The organism is Lonsdalea britannica, assembly GCF_946477055.1.
GTDB lineage: Bacteria > Pseudomonadota > Gammaproteobacteria > Enterobacterales > Enterobacteriaceae > Lonsdalea > Lonsdalea britannica_A.
Window position 1 is genome coordinate 1 of record NZ_CAMKXG010000115.1, and the last position, 10,590, is coordinate 10,590.

The window sequence follows — 10,590 nt, forward strand, 5'->3', positions numbered from 1 at the left end:
TGCTTGGATCAATGGTTCAGTTCACGTCGTCTTTGAACGGGGCGTTTCCCGGTTGTTACGTTGCGGCTGATAACATGATGGAGAGACTAAAGATCTAAGACGCATATTTTTCGCTGAATGCTTGCCACTGCTGTTTGTACACATCCAACTGCTTCATAGCTGCATTGATGGACGTTTGCGCAGCGTTGCCTGGGTTAGGCGTCGCAAGAATCAAATCAGCAAATGTGCTGAATACTGAGTCCATGTCATTGCCGGATTTCATCGCCTCCATCATCCCGGCTAGCTCCACCTGCGGCCGCGCAGTACCGCTTTTTACCTGCTCAAGATAGTCACGTGCACCGGCCTGTATCTTGTCAGTCCCGTAACGGGTAGCGATATCTAACATATCCTGAGCACTTTGCAGCGTTTGCTGTTCACGGGCGGCAACTTTGCCGCTGATCACCCCATCAACGATGTCGTTTGCCTGTGTCTGGTTATCCGCTGACACATATTTATCGATGAGTTTATGGAGCTTGGCCTGCGTTAAGGTCAGCGCCATCGCTTCCGAGGTGTCCGAATTATCGTACTGATTACGTCCTACCTGACCATCAGCCAGCACATCGTGCAGTGCGTTGGCAAAGTCATCCATCGCGGACTGCGTATTATCAGCTGTCATTTTTAGGATCGGGATGAAGGTGCCGGCATCCCAGCTGGTATTGGGATCATTGAATAGCTCGTATCCGAGGTTCACGGACGGCCCCTGATTGGAGAACTTACTGGCCAACAATTCCGCGTAATTTGTATTCTGTTGCTCCGAGGTGACGGGTTCAGCCACGGCTTGTACCAGCCGCTCTCTCGCCTCGTTGGATATCACCACCTCGCTGGCGGGTAACGCTTTTCCGGTAATGGTTTCAGTAGCGACACTTGTTGATGTTGATGTTGATGTTGATGCGCTGTTGGCAAAATATGCTTTTGCCTCGCCCTCTATAACCCCAGTGATTGAACCCATAATGCCCTCTACGGTTTTTTTAATTGAATAATTAATCGGCAGAATGTAATGAGCCTTTACCAAAAAATTAACCGCTAAGGGCCAGGCATGACCTACGACAGATTCGGTGTATTTCTCTCAAGATAGAAAAGAGAATTAAGGCGGGGTAGGTAGGTGAACGGTTCATATCCACTCGCCGATTACCGAAAAAGTCCCACTTTCAGTGGTTTTCTACCCGTGTTGGCTTTATCGAGGACATCAATGACGCTGACTCTTGCCCACCATGAGGATGGCAGGCAAGCCGGGATTAAGCCAGAGAAGACACTATCGGATGAGCCGCAGCCCTCTCGCAACGACATTTTTGAACTCACTACAGTGGGTATGCTCCTGTTCTGTACACCGGGCAACATGCTTTAACCCCTGACTTAACCGCCGCAACCGGCGAACAGTGGCGTCAATTTCCTTGGCGCGATGGTATAGGCGCTCACGATCGATAACTGTTCGACCTTCCGTATTGAGCATGATTGCCATTTCATCCAGGGTCAATCCGGCAGCTTGTCCTAGTGCGATCAACTGTAGTTTATTCAGCACGTTATCGTGATACTGCCTTCTCAGGCCGTTACGGCCGATAGGTTTGATTAATCCTTTCTTCTCGTAAAACCGCAATGTTGAAGGTGGAACGCCGGAAAGATCGGCAACTTCTCTTATATCCAGTTCATCTCTCATTGACTTAAACCTGACTTTAAGTTGCACACTCTTGACTAGCTTAACACTCCCCAAAAATGAGGACGCAGGAAATGGATAGAGTTATTGCTGTTCAAACCGTCATGACCGGTATTGGCGCAACGTTGGTCATGGATTTATGGTCACTATTCCAGAAGCACATCATTGGCGTGCCATCTTTAAATTATGCACTGGTGGGACGCTGGGTGTTATGGATGCCCAGAGGCAAGTTCTGGCATAACACGATCGTTTCAACGGCCTCTGTGCGTAGAGAACGTTTGGCGGGGTGGGGACTTCATTATTTGACCGGGATTCTTTTTGCCTTTATACCGCTTTTGCTCAAGGGGCCGATCTGGTCCTATGAACCCTCTTTCAGCACGGCGCTACTGACTGGCCTGTTCACTTTAGTTGCACCGTTCATGATGTTGCAGCCCGCACTCGGTTTTGGCATAGCGGCGTCCCGCACGCCCCACCCATGGCAGGCTCGGCTGTTAAGTGTGCTCACACACCTGGCATATGGCGTCGGGCTTTATATGGCGGCCCTCGTTATTAAATCTTGAGGGACACGCCAAAATCATTCAACAGAGACTCCGTGGTCCTCAATGAACAACACTCACTCCCTTTTCTACTTCATACCGGACCTAGCCTGCTAACCAGTCAGCCCATAAAGTCTGAGTCTCTCAGGGACGTGGGTTTTTCATATCCGCAGGGAGACTGGCGTGAAGCGCTCGACGAGTTAAAATAAATGTAAAATTTACGATCGATTGGGAAAAACATCGGTTAAGGTGTGGGTAAATCACCGTCAAAAGGATGTCGTCATGCAGAACCAAGGGCGTTTTTCGAATGTGCAAATTGCATTGCACTGGGCCGTCTTTCTTCTTCTTATCGTTACCTATGCCACCGTTGAGCTGCGGGGACTGGCACCGAGAGGGACGTTGACGCGTCAACTGGTGATGGCGACGCATTTCAGCTGTGGCGTCACCGTGCTGGCGCTGATGGTGGCGCGCATTTACTTTCGTATCAAATACGCCTCTCCGCCGATCGTTCCGCCCGCTCCGAAGTGGCAGACTTTTCTGGCGACCCTGACCCACATTCTGATTTACGCGCTGTTCGTCGCACTGCCGGTGCTGGCCGTTAGCTCTCGTTATTTGCGTGGACAGGACTGGGCGCTGTTCGGCATTGGTATGCCGGTCGCCGCTACGCCTAACCCGGATCTGGCTGTGTCGCTGATTCAGCTGCACGAGACGCTGGCGCCTCTCGGCTACTGGCTGATCGGGCTGCACGCGGCGGCGGCGCTGTTCCACTACTACTTCATGCGCGACAACACGATGCTGCGCATGATGCCCTCGAAAAAAGATCGCCCCTCCGCCTAATTGCCTCTCTGGCGGCTGATTAACAAACGCAATGAAAACCGTTTATTCAGCCGCCGTTAGGACTATCCTCTATTTATGCATGGCAAAATGAGGATGTGGGCGGATGGAATTCAAAGATTATTATGCCTTGCTGGGGGTTGAGCCCTCAGCCGATATCAAGGCCATAAAAGCGGCGTACCGGAAACTGGCGCGGAAGTATCATCCCGACGTCAGCACCGAGCCGGATGCGGCGGAAAAGTTCAAGAGCGTAGCGGAAGCCTACGAAGTCCTTAAAGACAGCGAACGCCGCGCGGAATACGATCAAATCAGACTGCACCGTAACGATCCCCACTTCAACGACTCGCACTTTTCTCAATCTCGCTCCGCAGGTGCAGGCGGCCAGGAATGGCACAACAGCGGCGACTTCTCTGACTTTTTTGAATCCGTTTTCGGTCATCAGGCGCAGCCGCGTTCAGCCGGTCGTTCATCTCATGGCCAACGCGGGCAGGATGTCGAAATGGAGCTGCCGTTATTCCTGGAAGAAACGCTGAAAGAGCAAAGCCGCACCATCTCCTATCAGCTGCCGGTTCACGACCCGTTTGGTCGTGTGGTGGATGAAGTCACGAAAAAATTGAACGTGAAAATTCCGGCGGGCGTGGGCGACGGTGAGCGTATTCGCCTCAAACATCAGGGTGTTGCGGGGATTAACGGCGGGGCGAACGGCGATCTCTACCTGATTATTCGGCTGGCGCCGCATCCGCTGTTCGATATCGACGGCCAAAATCTGCAAATTGTCGTACCGCTGGCGCCCTGGGAAGCGGCGTTGGGCGCCAACATCGAAATGCCGACGCTCTCGGGGCGCATTACCCTGACCGTCCCGGCGGGCAGTCAGACCGGCCAGCGCCTGCGTATCAAAGGGAAAGGTCTGGTCAGCAAAAAAGGCGCGGGCGACCTTTATGCCGTGCTGAAAGTTGTGATGCCGCCAAAACCGGATGAATCTACAGCGGCGATTTGGACCTCGTTGGCTGAGAAGGCGGCCTTTAATCCTCGGACAGTATGGGAGTAATGCTATGGATGATATCGACGTCACCTTTACCGTGATTGAGGTGTGCCAGATCGTCGGGCTCTCCAAAGATGAACTCAGCGAAGTGGTTGCGCTGGGGGTTATCGCACCTCAGGAGGAGACCCACCTGCAGTGGCGCTTTGATGCCTGTGCAGTGAGCCAGCTACAGCGAGCGCGACGTTTGCGCTACGAGCTGGATATTGACTGGCCGGGCATCGCCATGACGCTGACGCTGTTGGATAAAATGGAGCGCCTCAACCAGGAAAATCAGCGGCTGCGGCGACAGCTGGAGCGCTTCATACCGAGCCATTAATGCTTGTAATTCAGGCTGCGCGTCTCGTGTCAGAACGCGCGGCCGCATGCCTGACTTGCCCCCATCGTAGTCCCTCTTTCCATCCAGTCCATTCCTGCCGCTTTCATCCTGACGCTGGAGAGAGCCGGTCGACCTTTCGCTCTCAATCTCTATCTCTCTTTTTGTCTTTATCGCACAAAGGCGGTGAGTCCGATCTCACTATAGGGATTTTGCGCCTCAAATTGGTGCAATTAGTGACCTATTATGGTGCACCTCGCCTTGGGCGATCGGTTTTTTTGCTCACTGTTAGTGCAGAGAGGCCGAGATAATTTGGCGTCAAATTAAAAAAATTTCTTTTCCCTTTTTTTGAATAAAATTTCTGCCAAAGGGGAGTTTTACAAAGAATTCTTTTTTACTTTAGGTTTGAATTCAAGATGAGTGCATAATTATGCATTTGTAATCGCTTGTTTTTAGGAAAAAAAATACACTTATTCATCATTTATTCATTTCTGGCACGATGCCTGCTCTACCTCCTATCATTGATATCTGTACCGCGGTTGATTTAAAGCGATAACCATCGCGCCGCGGAACTAATCTTCATGCATTTATTTGAAAAATAATATTTTTTTCATTTGTTTCCTACCGAATTCAGGTAATGAGAAAGCGCGTGCTTTCATCATTATTTTCTCTTTCACGCTCTTTGAGATCGAAACGGTTGATGAGAGCCAATGTCGGCGAGCCGCCGACCGAGATGAGGCCACTATGGAACATTCAGCAAAAATAACTCGTCAGGATTTTAATGAACGTATGGTGCCGGTGTATGCCCCTGCCGAGTTCATTCTGGAGCGAGGGGAAGGCTCGCGTCTGTGGGATAACCAGGGCAAAGAGTATGTCGATTTTGCTGGCGGCATTGCCGTCAATGCCTTGGGCCACTGTCACCCGGTCGCGGTAGACGCGCTGACGAAGCAGGCGTCCAAGCTATGGCACATCGGTAATGGCTATACCCATGAGCCGGTGCTGCAATTGGCGGGGCAGCTTATCGACGCGACGTTTGCTGACAAAGTGTTCTTTTGTAACTCCGGCGCGGAAGCCAACGAGGCGGCATTAAAGCTGGCGCGCAAACATGCGCACGACCAAGGTGCGCCGGATAAAAACCGCATCATCGCCTTCAACAATGCCTTCCACGGCCGCACGCTGTTTACTGTCAGCGCGGGCGGACAGCCCAAATACTCGAAAGATTTTGCACCGTTGCCGGGCGCGATTGAACATCTGCCGTTCAACGATCTGGCGGCGGCGGAAGTGGGTATCGATGCGCAGACCTGCGCCGTTATCGTCGAGCCGATTCAGGGCGAGGGCGGCATTATTCCTGCTGACCCGGCGTTCCTGCGCGGTCTGCGCGAGCTGTGCGATCGCCACGGCGCGCTGCTGATTTTCGACGAGGTGCAGACGGGCGTTGGCCGTACCGGCTCGCTGTATGCCTACATGCAGTATGAGGTCGTGCCGGACGTGCTGACCACTGCCAAGGCGCTGGGCGGTGGTTTCCCGATCGCCGCCATGCTGACGACCGATGCGCTGGCCGCCACGCTGTCCGTCGGCACGCACGGCACCACCTACGGCGGAAACCCGCTGGCGACGGCCGTGGCCAGCGCCGTGTTCCGCACCATCAATACGCCGGACGTGTTGGAAGGCGTCCAGCGTCGCCACACGCTTTTCGTTGAACGTCTGCGGCAGATCAACGCTCAGCACGGCATCTTCGCGGACATCCGCGGACGCGGTCTGCTGTTGGGATGCCAGCTCAATGCCGATTACGCGGGTAAAGCGAAAGCACTGACCCAGCTGGCGGCGGAAGAAGGGCTGATTGCGCTGATCGCCGGTCCGGACGTGGTGCGTTTTGCGCCGTCTCTGGTCATTCCGGAACGTGATATCGAGGAAGGATTACAGCGCTTTGAGCGCGCCATCGCACGTTTTCGGGGATGAATTCGGCGCAAGGAAGAGAACGAGAGGTTGATATGACAATGATGATGATTCGCCCCGTCGCGCACCGCGACCTGCCGGACCTGATGGCGCTGGCGCAAAAGTCCGGTATCGGGCTGACCACGTTGCCGCACAACGAAGAGATTTTATCCGCCCGTATTTCGCGGGCGCAGAAAACCTGGCAGGGCGAGCTGCCTAAAAGCGAGCAGGGATACCTGTTTGTTCTGGAAGACGTTTCCTGCGGCCGGGTGGTGGGCGTCAGCGCGCTGGAAGTCGCGGTCGGGCTGACGGAGCCTTGGTACAACTTCCGCCTCGGCACGCTGGTCCATGCTTCCAAAGCGCTGAATGTCTACAAGGCGATGCCGACGTTGTCATTGAGCCACGACCATACCGGCTGCAGCGAGCTGTGTACGCTGTTTTTGGACCCGGACTATCGCCACAGCCAGAACGGTAAGCTGCTGTCCAAAATGCGCTTCCTGTTTATGGCCGCGTTTCGCGAACATTTCTCCGATCGGGTCATCGCCGAAATGCGCGGCTACTCCGATGAAAACGGCCGCTCGCCGTTCTGGGAAGGGGTCGGCAGCCACTTCTTCTCTATTGATTTTGCTCAGGCCGACTATCTCAGCGGCATCGGTCAAAAAGAGTTCATCGCCGAGCTGATGCCGAAACATCCGCTGTACGTGGACTTTCTGGATAAAGCCGCCCGCGACGCTATCGGCCGCGTGCATCCGCATACTGCGCCTGCGCGCCGACTGCTGGAAGCCGAAGGGCTGTGCTATCGCGGCTATGTCGACATTTTTGACGGGGGATCGACTCTCGAAGCGAACATCGACGAGTTGCGTGCGGTGAAAGACAGCCAGCTGAAGGCTGTGGTCGTCGACGATCGCGCGGTAGACGGCGATGCGACGATATGTCTGGTGGCTAACGACAATTATCGTCACTACCGCGCCATGCGAGTTCTGGCCGACCTGACTCAGGACACGCTGAAACTGGATGCCGCAACGGCCGATGCCCTGTGTCTTAAAAATGGCGAACTGGCCCGCGTCATACCGCTTAACGTTGAGGAGAAACACTGATGTCGCATCCTGCACTGTTTATCAACGGCGCCTGGCGTCAAGGGCGCGGCGCGTCATTCGAGAAAACCGATCCGCTCGATGGTCAGTCGCTCTGGCAAGGGGCTGCCGCCGACGCGGCGGATGTCGACGATGCCTGCGCTGCGGCACGTGCGGCCTTTCCGGCCTGGGCCCGGCTAACGCTGGCTCAGCGGACCGAGATCGTGCAGCGCTTTGCTCAGCTGCTGGAAGCGCATAAGCCGGAACTGGCGGCGGTCATCAGCCGTGAAACGAGCAAGCCGCGCTGGGAAACCCTCACCGAAGTTCAGGCGATGATCGGCAAGGTAGCCATCTCGCAGCGGGCCTATGAACAGCGTACCGGCGAAAGCGTCACCCCGATGGCGGACGGCGCGGCATCGCTGCGCCATCGTCCGCACGGCGTGCTGGCAGTTTTTGGCCCTTATAACTTCCCCGGCCACTTGCCGAACGGACATATCGTTCCGGCGCTGCTGGCGGGCAACTGCGTGGTGTTCAAGCCCAGCGAGCTGACGCCGCAGACGGCGGAAGAAACCGTCAAACTGTGGCACGAAGCCGGTCTGCCGGCGGGCGTTCTCAATCTGGTGCAGGGCGGCCGCGCCACCGGTGAAGCACTGGCCGGTCATCCGCAGACGGACGGACTGTTGTTCACGGGCAGCGCTCACACCGGTTATCTACTGCACCGCCAGCTGGCGGGTCAGCCAGAGAAAATCATTGCGCTGGAAATGGGCGGCAACAATGCCCTGATTGTCGAAGATTTTGCGGATCGCGACGCGGCGGTGAATCTCGCGATCCAGTCCGCTTTTGTCTCCGCCGGACAGCGCTGTACCTGTGCGCGTCGTCTGCTGGTCAAACGCGGAGCCGAAGGCGATGCGTTTCTGCAACGCTTTATTGCCGTCGCACGGTCATTGCGCATCGGACGCTGGGATGCGGAGCCGCAGCCGTTTATGGGCGGCGTGATTTCCGCCGCGGCGGCAGATGCCCTGATGTCGGCCCAACAGACCCTGCTGGCCGCGGGCGCCGACGCGCTGCTGCCGATGACTCGCCCGGAAACGGATAACGCGCTGCTGACGCCGGGCATTCTGGATATCACCGAGGTTAACGATATTCCGGATGAAGAGCTGTTCGGACCGCTGGTCTGCGTCATTCGCTACGACGATTTCGATGAGGCTCTGCGTATCGCCAATGCCACGCGTTACGGGCTGGCGACGGGGCTGGTGTCGACGCGCCGCGCGTTGTTCGACCGTCTGCTGCTGGAAGCGCGAGCGGGCATCGTCAACTGGAACAAACCGTTGACCGGTGCCTCCAGCGCCGCGCCATTCGGCGGCGTCGGCGCATCGGGCAACCACCGCGCCAGCGCGTTTTACGCCGCAGACTACTGCGCGTGGCCGATGGCCTCGCTGGAAAGCGAAACGCTGTCTCTGCCCACGGCACTGTCGCCGGGCGTCTCGTTTGATGAGTCTGATGCCTAATCGGCCGATCCGCTCCCGGCTCATCATGAGCAGGGGCGGGACCGCACCGCCACTTTCTGTTTTCCGGAGTCAACATGCGTGGATATGAAATCAATTTCGATGGGTTGGTGGGGCTGACGCACCACTATGCGGGGCTGTCATTCGGCAACGAGGCCTCGACTCTGCATCAAAATAGCCTCTCTAACCCGAAGCTGGCGGCCAAACAGGGGCTGCTGAAGATGAAAACGCTGTCGGATCTCGGCTATCCGCAGGCGGTATTGCCGCCGCAGGTACGGCCGCATATCCCGACGTTGCGCCGCGTCGGCTTCAACGGCAGCGACGAAAACGTACTGGCGCAGGCCATGCGCGAGGCGCCGCGTCTGCTGTCCTCGCTCAGCTCCGCCTCTTCCATGTGGACGGCGAACGCCGCCACGGTATCGCCCTCAGCGGACAGCGCGGATGGCCGCGTACATTTCACCGCCGCTAACCTGAACAACAAATTCCACCGGGCGATTGAAGCGCCGACCACGTCCGCCATCCTGCGGGCCATTTTTCGCGACGATGCGCACTTCGTGCATCACGACGCGCTGCCTCAGGTGGCGCTGCTGGGCGACGAAGGCGCGGCTAACCACAACCGCTTGGGCGGCGACTATGCCCGCCGCGGCGTGCAGGTGTTCGTCTATGGGCAGCATCACTACGGCACAGAGCCGGGACCGCAGCGCTATCCGGCGCGTCAGACCCGCGAGGCCAGTGAAGCCGTCGCGCGTCTGCATCAGCTTGACCCGCAGTACACGGCGTTCGTGCAGCAGAACCCGGCGGTGATCGACAAAGGCGTGTTCCACAACGACGTGATCGCCGTCAGCAACCAGCAGGTGCTGTTCCATCATCAGCAAGCGTTTCTGCATCAGGCGCAGGCGCTGGACGATATCCGCCGCAAGATGGCGCGTATTGAGCAGGATTTGGTGTCGATCGAAGTGCCCGAAAACCGGGTGTCGGTGGAAGACGCGGTGGCGACCTACCTGTTCAACAGCCAAATCCTGACCCGTGAAAACGGCCGCATGACGATTGTGGTGCCGGAAGAGTCGCGCAGCCACAGCGGCGTGTGGGGCTATCTGAGTGAAATGGTGGCCTCCGGCGGCCCCATCGACGACATCAAGGTGTTCGACCTGCGCGAAAGCATGCGTAACGGCGGCGGTCCGGCGTGTCTGCGCCTGCGCGTGGCGCTGACCGAGGAAGAGCGCCGTGCGGTTAATCCGCAGGTGATGATGACCGATGCCCTGTTTGACACGCTGAATCAGTGGGTCGACCGTTACTATCGCGATCGGCTGAGCGCGGGCGATCTGGCCGATCCGCAGCTGCTGCGGGAAGGGCGTGAGGCGCTGGACGCGTTGACGTCAATCCTCGGTCTGGGCGCCGTCTATGAATTCCAACGGTAAGGGGCGCTGCGTATGAACGATTTTTTAGCGCTGACGCTGCGCGGCGAGTTACCGCCGACAACCTCAGGCGAGACCGCCGAACTGCACTGGCGCTGGCTGGACGAAGGCGTGCTGGAACTGACTCCGCGCGCGGGTTATCGCCGTGCGGTGGCGCTCTCTGCGGGCGTGCATGGCAACGAAACGGCGCCGATTGAGCTGCTCGACGCGCTGGTGGGCGATCTGCTGGCGGGGCGTCTGACGCTGG

General features: G+C 56.9%; 11 protein-coding genes. 9 read left to right on the forward strand and 2 right to left on the reverse strand.

The genetic code is table 11. From position 1 onward, the window contains the following. Positions 1-94: 94 nt before the first annotated feature. Positions 95-1,051 carry a hypothetical protein gene (locus Q7O77_RS09455; RefSeq protein ID WP_304166205.1) on the reverse strand — a complete coding sequence of 319 codons (957 nt, stop codon included), beginning with the start codon at positions 1,049-1,051 and terminating at the stop codon, positions 95-97. Positions 1,052-1,291: 240 nt separating this feature from the next. Continuing rightward, on the reverse strand, positions 1,292-1,693 hold the full coding sequence (locus Q7O77_RS09460; RefSeq protein ID WP_304166206.1) for a MerR family transcriptional regulator: 402 nt from the start codon (positions 1,691-1,693) through the stop codon (positions 1,292-1,294). 71 nt (positions 1,694-1,764) lie between these two features. Between Q7O77_RS09460 and Q7O77_RS09465 the strand changes: the two genes are divergently transcribed. The 9 genes from Q7O77_RS09465 to Q7O77_RS09505 all read left to right on the forward strand — a co-directional run. Beyond that, a complete protein-coding gene (locus tag Q7O77_RS09465; RefSeq protein ID WP_304166209.1) occupies positions 1,765-2,250 on the forward strand; it encodes a DUF2938 domain-containing protein in 486 nt (161 codons plus the stop codon). Positions 2,251-2,508: 258 nt separating this feature from the next. Continuing rightward, positions 2,509-3,063: a cytochrome b561 gene (cybB, locus tag Q7O77_RS09470; protein WP_304166212.1), complete on the forward strand. Its 555-nt coding sequence runs from the start codon at positions 2,509-2,511 to the stop codon at positions 3,061-3,063. A 103-nt stretch (positions 3,064-3,166) separates the two neighbouring features. Then, positions 3,167-4,108, forward strand: a complete 942-nt coding sequence (gene cbpA, locus Q7O77_RS09475) for a curved DNA-binding protein (protein WP_304166215.1) — start codon at positions 3,167-3,169, stop codon at positions 4,106-4,108. A 4-nt stretch (positions 4,109-4,112) separates the two neighbouring features. Beyond that, complete coding sequence (locus Q7O77_RS09480) at positions 4,113-4,418, forward strand: chaperone modulator CbpM (RefSeq protein ID WP_304166218.1); 306 nt, start codon at positions 4,113-4,115, stop codon at positions 4,416-4,418. Positions 4,419-5,159: 741 nt separating this feature from the next. After that, positions 5,160-6,374 carry a bifunctional succinylornithine transaminase/acetylornithine transaminase gene (locus Q7O77_RS09485; RefSeq protein ID WP_304166221.1) on the forward strand — a complete coding sequence of 405 codons (1,215 nt, stop codon included), beginning with the start codon at positions 5,160-5,162 and terminating at the stop codon, positions 6,372-6,374. 38 nt (positions 6,375-6,412) lie between these two features. Further along, positions 6,413-7,447, forward strand: coding sequence for an arginine N-succinyltransferase (gene astA / locus Q7O77_RS09490; RefSeq protein WP_304166233.1), 1,035 nt, complete (start codon positions 6,413-6,415; stop codon positions 7,445-7,447). Continuing rightward, the gene (gene astD, locus Q7O77_RS09495; RefSeq protein ID WP_304166224.1) at positions 7,447-8,931 is read left to right on the forward strand and encodes a succinylglutamate-semialdehyde dehydrogenase; all 1,485 of its coding nucleotides are present in this window, start codon (positions 7,447-7,449) and stop codon (positions 8,929-8,931) included. The genes astA and astD overlap by 1 nt, the downstream gene beginning before the upstream one ends. A 74-nt stretch (positions 8,932-9,005) precedes the next feature. Then, positions 9,006-10,346, forward strand: a complete 1,341-nt coding sequence (gene astB, locus Q7O77_RS09500; RefSeq protein WP_304166227.1) for an N-succinylarginine dihydrolase — start codon at positions 9,006-9,008, stop codon at positions 10,344-10,346. A gap of 12 nt (positions 10,347-10,358) precedes the next feature. Beyond that, a partial coding sequence (locus tag Q7O77_RS09505) for a succinylglutamate desuccinylase/aspartoacylase family protein (protein WP_304166230.1) occupies positions 10,359-10,590 on the forward strand: 232 nt, incomplete at its 3' end.

Bases quoted from the DNA above. Each gene is read 5' to 3' on its own strand.
- Q7O77_RS09460 (WP_304166206.1), bottom strand. From the start codon at position 1,693: ATGAGAGATGAACTGGATATAAGAGAAGTTGCCGATCTTTCCGGCGTT.
- Q7O77_RS09485 (WP_304166221.1), top strand. From the start codon at position 5,160: ATGGAACATTCAGCAAAAATAACTCGTCAGGATTTTAATGAACGTATG.
- Q7O77_RS09480 (WP_304166218.1), top strand. From the start codon at position 4,113: ATGGATGATATCGACGTCACCTTTACCGTGATTGAGGTGTGCCAGATC.
- astD (WP_304166224.1), top strand. From the start codon at position 7,447: ATGTCGCATCCTGCACTGTTTATCAACGGCGCCTGGCGTCAAGGGCGC.
- Q7O77_RS09465 (WP_304166209.1), top strand. From the start codon at position 1,765: ATGGATAGAGTTATTGCTGTTCAAACCGTCATGACCGGTATTGGCGCA.
- cybB (WP_304166212.1), top strand. From the start codon at position 2,509: ATGCAGAACCAAGGGCGTTTTTCGAATGTGCAAATTGCATTGCACTGG.
- cbpA (WP_304166215.1), top strand. From the start codon at position 3,167: ATGGAATTCAAAGATTATTATGCCTTGCTGGGGGTTGAGCCCTCAGCC.
- astB (WP_304166227.1), top strand. From the start codon at position 9,006: ATGCGTGGATATGAAATCAATTTCGATGGGTTGGTGGGGCTGACGCAC.
- astA (WP_304166233.1), top strand. From the start codon at position 6,413: ATGATGATGATTCGCCCCGTCGCGCACCGCGACCTGCCGGACCTGATG.